This is a genomic window from Burkholderia anthina (genome assembly GCF_001547525.1).
Classification (GTDB): Bacteria; Pseudomonadota; Gammaproteobacteria; order Burkholderiales; family Burkholderiaceae; genus Burkholderia; species Burkholderia semiarida.
The window spans coordinates 768,246-784,047 of the sequence record NZ_CM003768.1 but is presented as its reverse complement, the minus strand read 5'-3'; the positions used below and the strand labels follow the sequence as shown (position 1 = coordinate 784,047).

General features: G+C 68.7%; 18 protein-coding genes and 2 tRNA genes. 14 read left to right on the top strand and 6 right to left on the bottom strand.

Annotation, left to right across the window (positions count from 1 at the left end; all coding sequences use genetic code 11):
• Nucleotides 1-55 precede the first annotated feature (55 nt).
• From moaA to WS64_RS03700, 5 genes are all read left to right on the top strand, one after another.
• Nucleotides 56-1,168, top strand: a complete 1,113-nt coding sequence (gene moaA, locus WS64_RS03720) for a GTP 3',8-cyclase MoaA (protein ID WP_059638265.1) — start codon at nucleotides 56-58, stop codon at nucleotides 1,166-1,168.
• A 29-nt stretch (nucleotides 1,169-1,197) separates the two neighbouring features.
• Nucleotides 1,198-1,815: a molybdenum cofactor guanylyltransferase MobA gene (mobA, locus tag WS64_RS03715; RefSeq protein ID WP_060313214.1), complete on the top strand. Its 618-nt coding sequence runs from the start codon at nucleotides 1,198-1,200 to the stop codon at nucleotides 1,813-1,815.
• A 111-nt stretch (nucleotides 1,816-1,926) separates the two neighbouring features.
• Nucleotides 1,927-3,225 carry a molybdopterin molybdotransferase MoeA gene (moeA, locus tag WS64_RS03710; protein WP_060965742.1) on the top strand — a complete coding sequence of 433 codons (1,299 nt, stop codon included), beginning with the start codon at nucleotides 1,927-1,929 and terminating at the stop codon, nucleotides 3,223-3,225.
• Nucleotides 3,226-3,264: 39 nt separating this feature from the next.
• On the top strand, nucleotides 3,265-3,540 hold the full coding sequence (locus tag WS64_RS03705; protein ID WP_006476519.1) for a hypothetical protein: 276 nt from the start codon (nucleotides 3,265-3,267) through the stop codon (nucleotides 3,538-3,540).
• On the top strand, nucleotides 3,537-4,022 hold the full coding sequence (locus tag WS64_RS03700) for a GNAT family N-acetyltransferase (RefSeq protein ID WP_060965741.1): 486 nt from the start codon (nucleotides 3,537-3,539) through the stop codon (nucleotides 4,020-4,022). The genes WS64_RS03705 and WS64_RS03700 overlap by 4 nt, the downstream gene beginning before the upstream one ends.
• A gap of 90 nt (nucleotides 4,023-4,112) precedes the next feature.
• Here the strand turns inward: WS64_RS03700 and rmuC are convergent, their stop codons facing one another.
• The 5 genes from rmuC to pncB all read right to left on the bottom strand — a co-directional run bounded on the left by rmuC (nucleotide 4,113) and on the right by pncB (nucleotide 10,079).
• Complete coding sequence (rmuC, locus tag WS64_RS03695; RefSeq protein ID WP_060965740.1) at nucleotides 4,113-5,588, bottom strand: DNA recombination protein RmuC; 1,476 nt, start codon at nucleotides 5,586-5,588, stop codon at nucleotides 4,113-4,115.
• Entirely contained in the window at nucleotides 5,585-6,574 is a 990-nt protein-coding gene (locus tag WS64_RS03690; protein WP_060966882.1) for a 2-hydroxyacid dehydrogenase, read from the bottom strand. The genes rmuC and WS64_RS03690 overlap by 4 nt, the downstream gene beginning before the upstream one ends.
• Before the next feature lie 81 nt (nucleotides 6,575-6,655).
• Nucleotides 6,656-8,086 (bottom strand): sodium:proton antiporter, encoded by a 1,431-nt coding sequence (locus WS64_RS03685; RefSeq protein WP_060965739.1) that lies wholly within the window; start codon nucleotides 8,084-8,086, stop codon nucleotides 6,656-6,658.
• A 43-nt stretch (nucleotides 8,087-8,129) separates the two neighbouring features.
• A complete protein-coding gene (locus WS64_RS03680) occupies nucleotides 8,130-8,792 on the bottom strand; it encodes a LutC/YkgG family protein (protein WP_059574025.1) in 663 nt (220 codons plus the stop codon).
• Between the two features lie 87 nt (nucleotides 8,793-8,879).
• Nucleotides 8,880-10,079 carry a nicotinate phosphoribosyltransferase gene (gene pncB, locus WS64_RS03675; RefSeq protein ID WP_059638253.1) on the bottom strand — a complete coding sequence of 400 codons (1,200 nt, stop codon included), beginning with the start codon at nucleotides 10,077-10,079 and terminating at the stop codon, nucleotides 8,880-8,882.
• A 285-nt stretch (nucleotides 10,080-10,364) separates the two neighbouring features.
• Here pncB and fdxA point away from each other — a divergent pair, with 285 nt between their 5' ends.
• The 8 genes from fdxA to WS64_RS03635 all read left to right on the top strand — a co-directional run bounded on the left by fdxA (nucleotide 10,365) and on the right by WS64_RS03635 (nucleotide 14,766).
• Nucleotides 10,365-10,688, top strand: a complete 324-nt coding sequence (fdxA, locus tag WS64_RS03670; protein ID WP_011544919.1) for a ferredoxin FdxA — start codon at nucleotides 10,365-10,367, stop codon at nucleotides 10,686-10,688.
• 104 nt (nucleotides 10,689-10,792) lie between these two features.
• Nucleotides 10,793-10,868 (top strand) — tRNA-Asn (locus WS64_RS03665).
• Between the two features lie 72 nt (nucleotides 10,869-10,940).
• A tRNA-Asn gene (locus tag WS64_RS03660) sits at nucleotides 10,941-11,016 on the top strand.
• 130 nt (nucleotides 11,017-11,146) lie between these two features.
• Nucleotides 11,147-11,632: a CreA family protein gene (locus WS64_RS03655; protein WP_060965738.1), complete on the top strand. Its 486-nt coding sequence runs from the start codon at nucleotides 11,147-11,149 to the stop codon at nucleotides 11,630-11,632.
• 61 nt (nucleotides 11,633-11,693) lie between these two features.
• Complete coding sequence (locus tag WS64_RS03650; protein ID WP_060965737.1) at nucleotides 11,694-12,599, top strand: AraC family transcriptional regulator; 906 nt, start codon at nucleotides 11,694-11,696, stop codon at nucleotides 12,597-12,599.
• A 127-nt stretch (nucleotides 12,600-12,726) separates the two neighbouring features.
• Nucleotides 12,727-13,494, top strand: coding sequence for an AzlC family ABC transporter permease (locus WS64_RS03645; RefSeq protein ID WP_060965736.1), 768 nt, complete (start codon nucleotides 12,727-12,729; stop codon nucleotides 13,492-13,494).
• The gene (locus tag WS64_RS03640) at nucleotides 13,491-13,829 is read left to right on the top strand and encodes an AzlD domain-containing protein (RefSeq protein WP_059574030.1); all 339 of its coding nucleotides are present in this window, start codon (nucleotides 13,491-13,493) and stop codon (nucleotides 13,827-13,829) included. Before WS64_RS03645 ends, WS64_RS03640 begins: the two co-directional genes overlap by 4 nt.
• Nucleotides 13,830-13,989: 160 nt before the next feature.
• Entirely contained in the window at nucleotides 13,990-14,766 is a 777-nt protein-coding gene (locus tag WS64_RS03635; protein WP_059574031.1) for a DUF4088 family protein, read from the top strand.
• Between the two features lie 132 nt (nucleotides 14,767-14,898).
• On the opposite strand, the gene WS64_RS03630 is transcribed toward WS64_RS03635, so the two are convergent.
• Nucleotides 14,899-15,306, bottom strand: a complete 408-nt coding sequence (locus tag WS64_RS03630; protein ID WP_060965735.1) for a hypothetical protein — start codon at nucleotides 15,304-15,306, stop codon at nucleotides 14,899-14,901.
• 268 nt (nucleotides 15,307-15,574) lie between these two features.
• Between WS64_RS03630 and WS64_RS03625 the strand changes: the two genes are divergently transcribed.
• Complete coding sequence (locus WS64_RS03625; RefSeq protein WP_006486208.1) at nucleotides 15,575-15,793, top strand: RNA-binding S4 domain-containing protein; 219 nt, start codon at nucleotides 15,575-15,577, stop codon at nucleotides 15,791-15,793.
• The last annotated feature ends 9 nt before the right edge of the window (nucleotides 15,794-15,802 follow it).

The window sequence follows — 15,802 nt, the reverse complement described above, 5'->3', positions numbered from 1 at the left end:
GGCCCCGTCAGCCGGTTGCAGCTAAAATAGCGGTCTGGCTCGTACTTCTTTCAACATGTCCCGACGCATCATTCCTCTCGCCGACGTCAGCGGGATGCCGGACGTCTCCGGCGTCGCGCATGCCCCCGACGGCACGCTGGCCGACACGTTCGCCAGGCCGCTGCGCGATCTGCGCATTTCGGTGACGGACCGTTGCAATTTCCGCTGCGTGTACTGCATGCCGCGCGCGGTCTTCGACAAGGATTACCCGTTCCTGCCGCACAGCGCGCTGCTCACGCACGAGGAAATCGAGCGCGTGGCGCGGCTCTTCGTCGCGCACGGCGTCGAGAAGATCCGCATCACGGGCGGCGAGCCGTTGCTGCGCAAGAACCTCGAATTCCTGATCGAGCGCCTCGCGCGCCTGACGACGCACGCCGGCCGCCCGCTCGACCTGACGCTGACGACCAACGGCTCGCTGCTCGCCCGCAAGGCGCGCGCACTGAAGGACGCCGGGCTCACGCGCGTCACGGTCAGCCTCGATGCGCTCGACGATACGCTGTTCAAGCGCATGAATGATGCCGAGTTCGCGAGCGCCGACGTGCTCGACGGCATCTTCGCCGCGCAGGCCGCCGGCCTCGCGCCGGTCAAGGTCAACATGGTCGTGAAGCGCGGCACCAACGACAGCGAGATCCTGCCGATGGCCGAGCGTTTCCGCGGCACCGGCGTGATCCTGCGTTTCATCGAATACATGGACGTCGGGACGTCGAACGGCTGGAACATGACCGAGGTGCTGCCGTCGGCGGACGTCGTCGCGCGCATCGCCGAACATTTCCCGCTCGTGCCGCTCGAGCCGCACACGGCGGCCGAAACCGCGCAGCGCTGGGGCTATGCGGACGGCCGCGGCGAGATCGGCGTGATCTCGAGCGTCACGCAGGCCTTCTGCGGCGACTGCACGCGCGCGCGGCTGTCGACCGAAGGCAAGCTGTACCTCTGCCTGTTCGCGTCGGCCGGCCACGATCTGCGCGCGCTCGTGCGCGGCGGCGCGAGCGATGCCGAGATCGCGACCGCGATCGCCCGCATCTGGCAGGCGCGCACCGACCGCTATTCGCAACTGCGCGGCAGCGCATCGGCCGCCGCCGCGCCCGACGGCGCGGGCAAGCGCGTCGAAATGTCGTATATCGGCGGCTGACGCACGCCGCCCCTTTGCGCCTTCGCACGATGCCCGCTCCCGCCTCCGCGTCGATCGCCGGCCTGCTGCTTGCGGGCGGACGCGCCACGCGCATGGGCGGCGTCGACAAGGGCCTGCAACTACTCGACGGTACGCCGCTCGCCCTGCACGTGTTGCGCCGGCTGTCGCCGCAGGTCGACGAGACGCTGATCAGCGCGAATCGTCATGCCGATCGCTATGCCGAACTCGGTGCGCCGTTCGACGCGCGCATCGTCGCGGATGAAACCCCCGACTTCCCCGGGCCGCTCGCAGGCCTGCTCGCCGGCATGCGCGCGGCGCGCGCGCCGCTGGTCGCGTGCTCGCCGTGCGACACGCCCTATCTGCCCGCCGACCTCGTCGCACGGCTGCATGCGGCGCTCGACGCTCAGCAGGCCGACATCGCGATGGCGGTCACCGTCGACGCGCAGCGCATGCGCTCGCCGCAGCCGACGTTCGCGTTGCTGCGCACGTCGCTGGCCGACGATCTGGCCACCCGGCTCGCGGCCGGCGACCGCAAGGTGCGTGCGTGGTACGCACGCCACAAGACGGTCGAAGTCGAGTTTCGCGACGAGCGTGCGTTTTACAATGCCAACTCCTGGCAGGAACTCGCCGCGCTGGCCCGCCGCTGACGGCCCCGTGCCGTTCCCGCCCGGCGCCCGCCACACGCGACACCCGCGCCCAGGCACCCTCCTCGCGCCACCGGCCACGAACCCGATACGCCTCGCGGCGCAGTCCGACTGATGATCACGCAATCCTCGCCCGCCTCCCGAACCGCACCCGACCCCGACGCCCCGCTGTCGCTCGCCAACGCGCAGGCGCTCGCGTGCCGCTTCGCGACGCCCGTCGACGCATGCGACACGGTGGCACTGCGCGATGCGCTCGACCGCGTGCTCGCGGCCGACGTGCGCGCGCCGTTCGACATTCCCGCGTACGACAACTCGGCCATGGACGGCTATGCGTTCGACGGCGGCAGCGCGGCGCTCGCGGCGCCGCAGGGCGAGGTCGCGATGGCGGTCGCCGGCAGCGCGTTCGCCGGTCATCCGTTCGACGGCGCCGTGGCGGCCGGCGCATGCGTGCGCATCATGACGGGCGCGCCGATGCCGGCCGGATGCGACACGGTGATTCCGCAGGAACGCGTGCGTGTCGATGGCGACACGATCCGCTTCGCCGCGCACGACGTCGCACGCGGCGCGAACCGCCGCCAGGCCGGCGAGGATCTCGCACGCGGCGCCTGTGCGCTCGCCGCGGGCCGCATCCTGCGGCCGTCCGATCTCGGCCTGCTCGCGTCGTTCGGCATCGCCGACGTCACGGTGCGCCGGCGCGTGCGCGTCGCCGTGTTCTCGACCGGCGACGAGTTGCGCGAGCCCGGCGAACCGCTCGGCCGCGGCGCGCTGTACGACAGCAATCGCGGGATGCTGATCGCGATGCTCGAACGGCTGCACGTGGACGCGATCGACCTCGGGATCGTCCGGGACGACGCGGCCGCGCTCGAAGCCGCGTTGCGCGACGCCGTCGCCGCGCAGGCCGATGCGGTCATCACGTCGGGCGGCGTGTCGGTCGGCGAAGCCGACTTCACGCGCGACGTGATGGCGCGGCTCGGCGACGTGACGTTCGCGAGCCTCGCGCTGCGGCCCGGCCGGCCGCTCGCATGCGGCACGCTCGCACGCGCGGCCGACGGCGCCGGACACGCGCTGTTCTTCGGGTTGCCCGGCAATCCTGTCGCATCCGCCGTGACGTTCCACGCAATCGTGCGCCCCGCGCTGCTGACGCTGGCCGGCGCACGGACGCCACCGCCGGCCATGTACACGGCACGCAGCACGCAGCCGCTGAAGACGCGTCCCGGCCGCACCGAATACCTGCGCGGCATCGCGACGCGCGCCGCCGACGGCCAATGGCACGTCGCACCGGCCGGATCGCAAAGCTCCGCGTCGCTGAGCGGTCTTGCCGCCGCCAACTGTTTCATCGTCCTGGGCCACGATACCGCGGCAGTCGACGCGGGCGCCCCGGTCGACATCCTGCCGCTCGACGGCCTGATCTGAATTCCACTATCGGTATATTTCTACGGGGGCAATTCACACATGAAGAAACAAATCTCGTCGATCGCCGCGGGGCAGACCGCGAAGGCGCTGATTCTCGTCTACCTGACGTTCAGCGTACCGATCGTGCTGCTCGGCATTCTCGTCGCGTACATCCGCTACGGGATGGTCGAACTGAGCACGATCCTGAGCGCGCTGCTGCTGAACGCGATCCTCGGCTTCGTGCTGCTGTGGATCGCGTGCCACGCGTACAACTGGGTCGCGTCGCGCTTCGGCGGCATCGAAATCGTGCTGTCCGATCCGCCGGAGGAAGCGTGAGCGGCACGCCGCTGATCCGCGCGGCCGACCCGCGCGACGTCGGCGCGATCCTCGCGCTGATGCGCGAGCTGGCCGAATTCGAGCAGCTCGCGGCGCTGTTCGTCGCGACCGAAGCCGATCTGGCCGACGCGCTGTTCGGCGAGCGCCCGGCCGCCGAAGCGCTGGTTGCCGAGCGCGACGGCGCGATCGTCGCGTACGCGCTGTTCTTCCACAACTATTCGACGTTCCTCGGCCGCCGCGGGCTCTATCTCGAGGATCTGTACGTGCAGCCGTCGCAGCGCGGCACGGGCCTGGGCACCGCGATGCTGCGTCATCTCGCGGCGCTCGCCGTCGAGCGCCGCTGCGGGCGCTTCGAATGGTCGGTCCTCGACTGGAACCAGCCGGCGATCGATTTCTACGAGAAGATGGGCGCGACCGTGCTGCCGGAGTGGCGCATCGTTCGCGTGACGGGCGACGCGCTCGACACGCTCGCCGCGCATTGAGCGCGCACCGGCCGCGCCGGCGATCGCCGCAAAGGAAAACGGGCGCCGCGGCGCCCGTTTTCTCCATCCGACGGCTATCGACGACGTGCGTCACGCGTCGTCCGCATCCGCGCCGTCGGCCCCTTCCGCGCCGAGCAGCCCGGCCGCCGTCTCTCCCGGCAGCGCCTCGACCTGCTTCAGCTTGCGGCTCATCACGCGCGTGCGCTGCTCGGCGGACTCGATCGAGCGCGTGACCGTTTCGAGCTGCGCCTTCGTGCGCGCGAGCACGTCTCCGAACTTGCCGAACTCGGTCTTGACCGCGCCGAGCACCTGCCATACCTCGCTCGAGCGCTGCTCGATCGCGAGCGTGCGGAACCCCATCTGCAGGCTGTTCAGCAATGCGGTCAGCGTGGTCGGCCCGGCGACCGTCACGCGATAGTCGCGCTGCAGCAGGTCGGTCAGCCCCGGGCGGCGCAGGATCTCCGCATAGAGCCCCTCGGTCGGCAGGAACAGCAGCGCGAAATCGGTCGTGTGCGGCGGCGCGACGTACTTCTCGGCGATCGTGCGCGCCTCCATCCGCACCCGCGCCTCGAGCGCACGCGCCGCTTCCTCGACGGCCACCGCATCGGCACGCTCCTGCGCGTCGATCAGCCGCTCGTAGTCTTCGCGCGGGAATTTCGCGTCGATCGGCAGCCACACCGGCGGCGCGTCGCGCGTGCCGGCTTCGCGCCCCGGCAGCCGGATCGCGAATTCGACGCGCTCGGTGCTCTTCGGCACCGTCGCGACGTTCTTCGCGTACTGGTCGGGCGTGAGCATCTGTTCGAGCAGCGCCTCGAGCTGCACTTCGCCCCAGGTGCCGCGCGTCTTTACGTTGGTCAGCACCTTTTTCAGGTCGCCGACGCCGGCCGCGAGCGTCTGCATCTCGCCGAGCCCGCGATGGACCTGTTCGAGCCGGTCCGACACGAGCTTGAACGATTCGCCCAGCCGCTGCTCGAGCGTCGCGTGCAGCTTCTCGTCGACGGTGCGGCGCATCTCCTCGAGCTTCGCCGCGTTGTTCGTCTCGATTTCCTTCAGCCGCTGTTCGAGCGTCGCACGCACCTCGCCGATGCGGCGATCGTTCGCCTCGGTCAGTTGCGTGAGCTGCCGGTGCAGCGTGTCGCCGAACAGCCGCAGCGCGCCCGTCTGTTCCTCGCGCGCCTGCTGCGCCTGCCGCTGCAGGCTCTCGCGCATCGCGTCGAACTGCTGCGCATTGCCGGCGACGAGCTTGCCGAGCTGCTGCGCGAAGCCCTCGATCTGGTTGTTCTGCACGGTCGCCACGCTCGTCAGTTGCGCGGCGAGCGTCTGCTGCAACTGGGCGAAGCTGCCGGCCAGCTCGGTACGCGAGCCGCGCGCGCTTTCGACGATCTCGCCGCGCAATTCGCGTTCGAGCCGCTCGACGGCACGCGCCTGCGCATGCGCGGCATCCTCGATCTGATCGCCGAGCACGGCCGCATCGTCGTGGCGGCCGCCGCGCACGAGCGCGACGATCGCCACCGCGAGCGCGACGGCCAGCACGACGACCGCCGCAAGCAACAACGTCATCGTCATGCGCGCGGCTTCCCGATCACGTCAGGGTTGATCGGATTCGGCGGCTGCCCCGCACGCGGCCCCTCGCCCAGCGCGGCGATCAGGTTGTCGGCGGCGAGATTGGCCATCGCGCGGCGGGTCTTTTCGGTCGCGCTCGCGATATGCGGCGTCAGCACGACGTTCGGCACCTCGAGCAGCGCCGGATGCACGGTCGGCTCGCCTTCGTACACGTCGAGGCCCGCCGCGGCGATCGTCCCGTCGCGCAGCGCGGCGGCCAGCGCCGCATCGTCGACGATCCCGCCGCGTGCGATGTTGGTCAGCGTCGCCGTCGGTTTCATCTTCGCGAGCTCGGCCGCGCCGATCGTGTGATGGTTCTCCTTCGTGTACGGCAGCACGAGCACGACATGGTCGGCGCGCGCGAGCAGCGCCTCCTTCGACACGTATTCGGCATTCAGCTCGGCCTCGATCTCGGCCGCGACCCGCGACCGGTTGTGATAGATCACCTGCATCCCGAAGCCGCGCGCACGGCGCGCGAGCGCCTGGCCGATGCGGCCCATGCCGATGACGCCGAGCGTCGAGCCGTAAATGTCGGCGCCGAGGAAACCGTCGTACGCCCACTTCTGCCAGTGACCGGCGCGCAGCCAGTGCTCGGATTCGGCGATCCGGCGCGCGGCGGCCATCATCAGCGCCCAGCCGAAATCGGCGGTCGATTCGTTCAGCACGTCAGGCGTGTTGGTGCCGAGCACGTTCGCCGCGTTGAACGCGGCCATGTCGAAGTTGTTGTAGCCGACCGCCATGTTCGCCACGACGCGCAGGCGCGGCGCCGCCGCGAGCGTCGCCGCGCCGACCGGGTCGCCGGCCGTCAGCGCGCCGTCCTTGTCGGCCAGGCGCGCGGCGAGCGCGTCGGGCGCGAGCGCGTCGCCATCGTTCCAGTCAACGTCGAAATACTGCTTGAGCCGTTCGATCACGTCCGGAAAGATCGGACGCGCGACCAGGATCTTCTGCATCGCCATCTCCGCATGCCGCGGGTCGATCGCAGCGCGCATCGCGCCGCCGGGACTGCCCGCGCTTGGTTGAAAGTCGTCAGGTTACGCCGGGAAGAAAATCAGCGACGTCAGCAGGAACACGGGCACCAGGATAACGAGCGCCCAGCCGAGGTACGCGAAGAAGCTCGGCATCTTCACGCCGCGCGATTCGGCGATCGCCTTCACCATGAAGTTCGGCGCGTTGCCGATGTAACTGTTCGCGCCCATGAACACCGCACCGGCGGAAATCGCGGCGAGCGTCGACGCGCCGGCCGTCATCAGCGTCTGCGCGTCGCCGCCCGCGAGGTTGAAGAACACGAGATAGGTCGGCGCGTTGTCGAGGAACGACGACAGGATGCCTGTCGCCCAGAAGTACATCGCGTCGATCGGCTTGCCGTCGGCCCCCGTGACGAGATGGACGATCTGCGCGAACGCGCCGTCCGCGCCCGCGCGCAGGATCACGATCACCGGCGCGATCGTCACGAAGATGCCCGCGAACAGCTTCGCGACCTCCTCGATCGGCGCCCAGTTGAACGCGTTGCCTTCACGTGCGGAACGCGGCGTCAGCGCGAGCGACGCGAGCGTCACCGCCACGAGCGCGACGTCGCGCACGAGATTCTGCAGCGCGACGTGCGTACCCCACACGTCGAACGCGATGCCCGGCTTCCATACGCCGCTCATCAGCACGAGTGCGATCACGGCCGCCAGCAGCACGAAGTTGATCTTGCCGTCGATCGACAGCGCCGCGCCGTCGGGCGTCGGATCGAGCACGGCCGGCCGCTCCTCGCCGCCCTTCCGGTAGAAGTACGTATCGAGCGCGAAGAACAGCGTCAGCAGCACCACGCAGATGAACAGCATCGGCAGCGCGAGATGCGTGGTCGTCCAGAAAAAGCTCACGCCGTTCAGGAAGCCGAGGAACAGCGGCGGATCGCCGAGCGGCGACAGCGAGCCGCCCGCGTTCGCGACGAGGAAGATGAAGAAGATCACCACGTGCACGACGTGCTTGCGGTTGTCGTTGGCGCGCAGCAGCGGCCGGATCAGCAGCATCGCGGCGCCCGTCGTGCCCATCACGCTCGCGAGCAGCGTGCCGAGCGCGAGGATCGCCGTGTTCAGCTTCGGCGAGCCATGCAGGTTGCCGTTCACGCAAATGCCGCCCGCGACCGTGTAGAGCGCGGTGAGCAGCACGATGAACGGAATGTATTCCTCCAGCAGCGCATGCACGAGCGTGCCGAACGCGGCGCCGGCGCCGAACGCGACCGCGAACGGCGCGAGGAACACGATCGCCCAGCCGGCTGCGATCTTGCCGAAGTGGTGATGCCAGAACACGGGGGCGACGAGCGGGAACAGCGCGATGGACAGCAGGATCCCGGCGAACGGGATGCCCCAGAGCGCGGACAGCGTGGCTCCGTCGAGCGTGGCGGCCGATGCGAGCGCGGGCGCGGCGCCAAGCGCGATTCCCGACGCCATGCCCGCCCAGGCGGCATGTCGTTTCATGCAGAACTTCCTTGTTCGAGTAGCGGTGGATGCGGCGGGTGCGTCATGCGCCCCGTACGACGATCGCGTGCACGCGGTACGGGCCGTGCGCGCCCAGAATGATCGTTTGCTCGATGTCGCCCGTGCGCGACGGACCCGACACGAAATTGACCGCACGCGGCAGCTCGCCGCGCTCCGCGCGAATCAGCGCGAACGCGTCTTCATGACCGGCGACGATGCGCGACGCCGGCACGATCGCGATGTGGGTTTCCGGCAGCAGGCCGGCCGATGCATAAGTGTCGGGGCCGGACAGCAATACCAGCGACCCCGTTTCGGCGGTCGCGCAAAAACAGCCGGTCAAGCCGACGAGATCGCCGTCGCGCGGCTTGCGGCACTCGACCGACAGGCCGGCGCCCGCCCAGTCGAAATCGGCCAGCGTGCGCCATGCGACGGCCTGCGTCGGCAGACCATGAGCGGCAAGATAACGGGCGGCGGCGGCAGGCACGTCGGCCAGCGTCGCGACTTCGTCGACCGTGGTCGACAGGCGTGCCGCCTCGTCGACGAAAGCGGCGACGAGATCGGCCGGCGCCGGCGGGCGCGGGCCCTGCGGATGACGGGCGAGATAGTCGGCGACGCCGTCGCGCTCCGCTGCATCGGGTTCGGCCGCGCGCCCCTGCGCCGCACGAATGCGCGCGAGGATCTGGCGACGGGCAGCGGAAGTGTCCATGAACGGTCCTCGTGACGTTGGCGTGCAATACGTCGGATTATACCGGCCGCCCCTGCCGCGACGCACCTTCGGCCGAACGGCCAAAGCCTACTTCGACGCGTCTTCGTCGACCGGCTGCGCGATGCCGAAGACCTGCCGCAGGTACGCGAGATACGCCTTGTCGTCGCACATGCTCTTGCCAGGCGAATCGGACAGCTTCGCGACCGGCTGGCCGTTGCAGCGAACCATCTTGATGACGATCTGCAGCGGCACGTAGCCGAGATCGTTGGTGAGGTTGGTGCCGACGCCGAACGCGAGCTTGCAGCGGCCGCGGAACCGTTCGTACAGCTGCATGACCTTCGGAATGTCGAGCGCGTCCGAGAACACGAGCACCTTGGTGCGCGGGTCGCATCGGTTCGCCTCGTAATGGCGCAGCATCCGCTCGCCCCAGTCGAACGGATCGCCCGAATCGTGGCGCGCGCCGTCGAACAGCTTGCAGAAGTACATGTCGAAGTCGTTCAGGAACGCGTCCATGCCGTAGACGTCCGACAGCGCGATGCCGAGATCGCCGCGATATTCCTTCGCCCACATCTCGAAGCCGTAGATCTGCGAATCGCGCAGCCGCGGGCCCAGCGCCTGGCACGCCTGCAGGTATTCGTGCGCCATCGTGCCGAGCGGCGTGATGCCGTGCTTCATCGCATACAGCACGTTGCTCGTGCCCGCGAACTGAGGGCCGAGCCCGTCGCGCAGCGTGAGCGCGACTTCCTCGTGCCAGACCTTCGAGAAGCGCCGGCGCGTGCCGTAGTCGGCGATCTTGCAGTCGGCGAATTCGGGCTTCGCGCCGAGCAGCTTGATCTTCTCGCGCAGCCGCTCGCGGCCTTCGCGATAGTCGGGCTCGCGCTGCGTGTTGCGGAAATAGACTTCGTTGACGATCGCGAGCACCGGAATCTCGAACAGGATCGTATGCAGCCACGGCCCCTCGATCACGATGTCGATCTCGCCGTTGCCCTTCGGCGACGGCGTGATCGAGATGTACTTCTCGTTCAGGTGGAACAGCGCGAGGAAATCGACGAAGTCGCTCTTGATGAAGCGCATGCGCCGCAGGTAGTCGAGTTCGACGTCGGAAAAGCGCAGCGAGCACAGGCCGCGCACCTCGTCGCGAATCTCGTCGATGTACGGGACGAGATCGACGCCGGGCGTGCGGCACCGGAAACGGTATTCGACGTTTGCGGCGGGGAAGTGATGCAGGACGACCTGCATCATCGTGAACTTGTAGAGATCCGTGTCGAGCAGCGAAGTGATGATCATGATGACGGCAGCGCCAATATCGTGACCGGCCCCGGCGCACCGCGCGCCGCCCGGTCTGTCGGTCATGTTACCCGAATGCGTGCCGGACCATCGCGAAACCGCCCCGCCGGCTCGCGCTTCGCGCCGCCGGTGCGTGTGCGGGTATCCGCGTTGCGCACCCCATAAACTAATCACGAAACGATATAAGCCGGATAGCCGACCACGACATGCGGGTTTTGCGCTTCAGTTACAATGCCGCTTTTGGCGCAAACGCCACCCCATATACCGCCAAGCAGGAGCGTTTTAATGACTCACGTTGTGACCGAAGGCTGCATCAAGTGCAAATACACGGATTGCGTGGATGTGTGCCCGGTGGATTGCTTCCGTGAAGGTCCCAACTTTCTCGCCATCGATCCGGACGAGTGCATCGACTGCGCCGTGTGCGTCGCCGAATGCCCGACCAATGCGATCTATGCCGAAGAAGACGTTCCGGGCGACCAGCAGCAGTTCACCGAGCTGAACGCCGAGCTGGCGAAGAACTGGCCGTCGATCACGAAGACCAAGCCGGCGCCCGCCGACGCGGACGAGTGGAAGGACGTGCAGGACAAGCTGCACCTGCTCGAGCGCTGATCGCGCGGCGGGCCGCAAAAAAATTTTTATGTGTCGCGTCTCCAAAGTATTGACAGGTTAGCGAACACTCCATACAATCTCGTTTCTCTGCTGTTGTTGTTTGTTCCCCGATAGCTCAGTCGGTAGAGCGCCGGACTGTTAATCCGTAGGTCCCTGGTTCGAGCCCAGGTCGGGGAGCCAAAAACGCAAAGGCCCGTTGAAAGTGGACGGGTTTTTTGCTGGAAAGCACGACACGCAGATGTACCGATTTATTCCCCGATAGCTCAGTCGGTAGAGCGCCGGACTGTTAATCCGTAGGTCCCTGGTTCGAGCCCAGGTCGGGGAGCCAAATAGCGAAAGGCCCGTCATTCGACGGGCCTTTTGTTTTTCCGGCCACCATTCCGTCTTTCTGCTTTTCGTGGCCCGGCCACGCGCATGCTAGAGTCTCTGTCCCGCATTCGCATCCTCCGGTTCCGTCGATGAAGCATCGCCTCCTCCGTTTCGCCCCCGTCGCCCTCCTGCTCTCCGCCTTCGCCGCCGCACCGCTCGCGCACGCGGAGGAAGTCGGCAGCGTGAACACCCATTTCCGCGTCACGGGTTCCGACCGCGTGGTCGTCGAGGCCTATGACGATCCGGTCGTGAACGGCGTGACCTGCTACGTGTCGCGCGCCCGCACCGGCGGGATCAAGGGTACGCTCGGCGTCGCCGAGGATCCGAGCGAAGCGTCGATCGCGTGCCGGCAGGTCGGCCCGATCAACTTCAAGGAGCCGCTCAAGCAGCAGGCCGACGTGTTCAGCGAACGCATGTCGTTCATCTTCAAGACGCTGCACGTCGTGCGCGTGGTCGACAAGAAACGCAACACGATCGTCTACCTGACCTACAGCGACCGTATCGTCAGCGGCAGCCCGAAGAACGCCGTCACCGCGGTGCCGATGCCGGCCGGCACGACGATTCCGCTCAAGTAAGCCCGCACCCGCCGGGCGCGCGAGCGATACACTGTCGGTTCGACCGCTCCCGCGCCCGATCATGCCCGCCACCCGCCTTCCCGATTCCGCACGCTACTGGCGCACGCCGCTCGTGCCGGACGCGGATCTGCTCACGGCCACCTACCGCGATCACGCGTTCGCGCCCCACTGGCACGACGCGTACACGATCCCGGTGATTCTCGAAGGCGCGGAACGCTTCACCTATCGCGGCACCGGTTATGTCGCCGAGACAGGCACCGTGCCCGTGATCAATCCCGGCGAAGTGCATACGGGCTCGCGTGCCGCCGACGAAGGCTGGTGCTATCGCGTCAGCTACATGCCGGTCGAATTCATCCGCGAACTCGCGAGTGCGATCGCGGGCCGCCCGCAGGATGCACCGTGGTTCGCCCCCGGCGTGATTCGTGACGCCGATCTCGCGGCGCGGCTCACGCGGGCGCACCGGATGCTGGAAGCCGGCAGCGAGCGCGCGCTGTCGTCGCATGCGCGTGCGCCCGGGCAGCCGGTAGACGATCCGGCGGCCGGCGTGCCGCGCCCGTACGATCCGCTCGCCGCCGAAACGGCAATGCTCGACGCGCTGTCGACGCTGATCGCGCGCCACGCCGACGCGCGGCCGCGACCGGCGCCGCTCGCGGCCGACGAACCGCGCGTCGACGCGATGCGCGAGCGGCTCGCCGCCGATCTGACGAGCACGGTGACGCTCGACGACGTCGCGCAGGCGGCCGGCCTGTCACCGTTTCACGCGGCGCGCCTGTTCACGCGCACGACCGGCATGCCGCCGCATGCGTGGCGCAACCAGTTGCGGCTGCAGCGTGCGCTGGCGCCGCTGCGCGCGGGCGTGCCGGTCGCCGATGTCGCGGCGGCCAGCGGCTTCGTCGACCAGAGCCACTTCACGCGGCATTTCAAACGGATGTTCGGCGTGCCGCCCGGGCGCTGGCAGGCAAGCTGACGCGCGGCTTCCCGCAGCCGGCCACCATGCTGCAATTCGCTCCGGCCCTCACTCGGGCACGGGCCCCGCTTCGGCGAGCGCAAGAACATACAAGCCGGCCCGCCAGCGGCCCGCTATCCTCCCGCTCATGGAGGAGCGCTTCTTGAACAAGACACCCGCATCGCCCCCGCGCCGCCCGCTCAACGAATGGCTCGACGGCGCGCGCGACACGATTCCGATGATGATCGGCGCCGCCCCGTTCGGCGTGATTTTCGGCACGCTCGTCGGCGGCGGCCCGCTCGCCGCATGGCACGGCGCACTGATGTCGCTCGCCGTGTTCGCGGGCTCCGCGCAGTTCATCGCACTCGGCCTGATCGCCGGCAGCGCGAGCTTCGTCGTGGTGCTCGCCACGACGCTGATCGTGAACCTGCGCCACCTGCTGTACAGCGCGACGCTCGCGCCCTATGTCGCGCACCTGCCGCTGCGCTGGCGCGCGACGCTCGGCGCGCTGATGACCGACGAAGTGTTCGCGGTCGCCTACGGGCACTACCGGCACCACCCGCCCGGCACGATCGGCCCCCACTACTTCTTCGGCTCCGGGCTCGCGATGTACCTGAACTGGCAGGTCTGGACGCTCGCGGGCATCGGCTTCGGCACGGCGTTCCCGGGCCTGCAGTCGCTCGGCCTCGATTTCGCGATGGCGGCGACGTTCATCGCGATCGTCGTCCCGCAGCTCGGCACGCTGCGCTATTTCGCGGCGGCCGCCACGGCCGGCACGCTCGCGTACTTCTGGCAGGGCTGGCCGTACAAGCTCGGGCTGCTCGGCGCGGTCGCCGCCGGCGTCGCGATCGGCGTCGTGCTCACGCTGCGGCACGATCGCACGCGCGCCGGCTCTCGCCCGGAGGCCGCATCGTGAGCTACGCGCTGTTGATCCTTGGCATGGCCGTCATCACGTACGCGATCCGCTCGACGCTGTTCCTGTTCGGCGAGCGGCTGACGTTCCCGCCGCTCGTGCGCACCGCGCTCGGCTTCGTGCCGGTCACCGTGCTGACCGCGATCATCGTGCCGATGACCGTCTCGCCGCATGGCGGCACGGCCGAACTGACGTGGCGGAATCCGCAGCTCGTCGGCGCGCTCGCGGCCGTACTCGTGTCGGCCGCGACCCGCCGCCCGCTCGTGACGATCGCCGTCGGGCTCGGCGTGTTCTTCCTGTGGCAAGGGGTCGTCCTCCCGCACTGGCCGCCGGCCTGAGCGCATGCTCCACCGCGCGAGCTCAAGTTTCCGCCCGGCGCGCCGATATAGGAGAGGAAGACCCGCCACCGGCCCCGGCGCGCACCGGTCAGTCGACGCTGCGCCCGCTCCGGTGCGCCGTGCCGGCGCCGGCTTGCGCGGGCCGCCATCGAGACGATTCATGGGCCAGATCACCCTTTCCCTCAAGGACGACACGCTCGAGTCCCTGCGCAAGGACTACGACGCGTTCGTGCGCGTGTCGCTGAAACTCGACCCGCAATTCGCGACGCCGTCGTTCGAGGATTTCCTGCGCGCGAAGCTGCTCGACAACATGGTGCCGCTGACCGAGCACGCCGTGCAGCGAATGCTGCAGGGCGGCCAGTACGCGTGGGCCAAGCGCACGCTCGACAAGGAATTCCCGGACGTCGTCGCGATCCTGATGCGGCAGGCCGGCGAATTCGGCTTCGGCTTCGCGTCGCGCTCCGAATGGACGCCCGACGAACTCGCGAAGGCGTGCCGCGACTGGGCGAAGGCGATCGTCGCCGAAGCGCAGGGCGACGCGTCGCTGATCGACCCGCTCGCGTCGCAGATCAAGGGCGCGGCGCAGGACATCCAGACGCTCGAGGAACTGATGCAGACGCCTGCGTGGCGGCTCGCGGAATCGCTGCGGCAGCGGATCTACGAGGCCAAGCTCGCGTGCGAGATGAGCGTCGGCAGCACCGCGCGCGACAAGCTCGGCGAACTGCGCGGGCTGCTGCGGCTCGGGCTCGCGCACGGCTCGTTCCAGAAGCAGGAAGCGCAGCAGATCATGGAATACCTGCGGCTGCTCAAGCCGGAGATCTTCGTCGAGGAACCGTACGACGTCTTCGCGCGGCTCGCCGCGTGGCTGCGCAGCGTGTTCACGCCTGCCGCGGTGCGGCCGGCCCAGGGGCAGGGGCAAGGCCAGCGCCGGCCGTAAGCGCGTCCCGCCGACCGTCTTAGTTACCCCACGAAAACGGCCCGGCTCGCGCGAAGCGAACCGGGCCGCCGGACGATCGCCCGTCGCGACGCACCGTCCGAAGGCGAACATCGCGACGGCGCCGCGCACCGCTTACTGCGTGGCGCCCTGGGCCGATGCACCGCCCTGCGTGCCGACCGATGCGCCGCCCTCGGTCGCGTCGTCGGCCTTCGCCTTCGCCTTGGCCGAACCCGCATGGCTCTTGGCCGACTTCGCCGCATGCTTCGCGTGCTTCTTGGTCGAATGGACGGCCGACGACGTCGTGTCCTTCGCGCCATCGGCTGCCGCGCCGACCGCATCGGTCGCACCGGTCGTCGCATTGCCCGACGCGTTCGCGCCGGCACCGCCCTGCACGCCCGCACCGGCACCTGCCGCCGGCGTCTGCGCCTGCACGCCGGCACCGGCCGCGCCTTGCGTGGTCGTGCCCGTCTGGGCGAATGCGGCCGAAGTGGCGAACGCCGTCAGCGCGGCACCGATCAGCATCGTACGAATCTTGGACATGGCAATTCTCCTCAAGAAGTTGTGTGCCCGGACCACGGCGATGCGGTCCGTTGCATGCCCCACCGCAACACGCGGCAGGTACGACAGAAGACCGGCGGTCCGCGCGGCCGGTTCGCGAATCTCTCAGACTGTTACCCACCGTTTCATTTGCTGACGAATCGCTCACAGTCCTTTACATCCGCCGGCGACCACCCCGCGCTCGCGTGCCGACGCGCGGTGCCGTATGATGCGGAGCGTTTCCTTCCGCGCGTTGCGCACCTTCCTCGTCATGCCCAATCTGGATTTCACGCTGACCGGCGAATACGTCGAGTTGCACAACCTGCTCAAGATCACCGGCCTCGCGGACAGCGGCGGCACCGCGAAGCTGATCGTCGCGTCCGGCGCCGTGAAGGTCGACGGCGCGGTCGAGCTTCGCAAGACCTGCAAGATCCGCGCGGGCCAGGTCGTGCTGCTCGGCGACACGCGCATCGCGGTACGCGAAGCGTAGCGACCGCGG

Coding starts and splice junctions, on each gene's coding strand:
- rmuC (WP_060965740.1), bottom strand. CDS start 5,588: ATGACGATGACGTTGTTGCTTGCGGCGGTCGTCGTGCTGGCCGTCGCG.
- WS64_RS03625 (WP_006486208.1), top strand. CDS start 15,575: ATGCCCAATCTGGATTTCACGCTGACCGGCGAATACGTCGAGTTGCAC.
- mobA (WP_060313214.1), top strand. CDS start 1,198: ATGCCCGCTCCCGCCTCCGCGTCGATCGCCGGCCTGCTGCTTGCGGGC.
- WS64_RS03645 (WP_060965736.1), top strand. CDS start 12,727: ATGGAGGAGCGCTTCTTGAACAAGACACCCGCATCGCCCCCGCGCCGC.
- WS64_RS03690 (WP_060966882.1), bottom strand. CDS start 6,574: ATGCAGAAGATCCTGGTCGCGCGTCCGATCTTTCCGGACGTGATCGAA.
- WS64_RS03630 (WP_060965735.1), bottom strand. CDS start 15,306: ATGTCCAAGATTCGTACGATGCTGATCGGTGCCGCGCTGACGGCGTTC.
- WS64_RS03685 (WP_060965739.1), bottom strand. CDS start 8,086: ATGAAACGACATGCCGCCTGGGCGGGCATGGCGTCGGGAATCGCGCTT.
- WS64_RS03655 (WP_060965738.1), top strand. CDS start 11,147: ATGAAGCATCGCCTCCTCCGTTTCGCCCCCGTCGCCCTCCTGCTCTCC.
- pncB (WP_059638253.1), bottom strand. CDS start 10,079: ATGATCATCACTTCGCTGCTCGACACGGATCTCTACAAGTTCACGATG.
- WS64_RS03650 (WP_060965737.1), top strand. CDS start 11,694: ATGCCCGCCACCCGCCTTCCCGATTCCGCACGCTACTGGCGCACGCCG.
- moeA (WP_060965742.1), top strand. CDS start 1,927: ATGATCACGCAATCCTCGCCCGCCTCCCGAACCGCACCCGACCCCGAC.
- moaA (WP_059638265.1), top strand. CDS start 56: ATGTCCCGACGCATCATTCCTCTCGCCGACGTCAGCGGGATGCCGGAC.
- fdxA (WP_011544919.1), top strand. CDS start 10,365: ATGACTCACGTTGTGACCGAAGGCTGCATCAAGTGCAAATACACGGAT.
- WS64_RS03680 (WP_059574025.1), bottom strand. CDS start 8,792: ATGGACACTTCCGCTGCCCGTCGCCAGATCCTCGCGCGCATTCGTGCG.
- WS64_RS03635 (WP_059574031.1), top strand. CDS start 13,990: ATGGGCCAGATCACCCTTTCCCTCAAGGACGACACGCTCGAGTCCCTG.
- WS64_RS03705 (WP_006476519.1), top strand. CDS start 3,265: ATGAAGAAACAAATCTCGTCGATCGCCGCGGGGCAGACCGCGAAGGCG.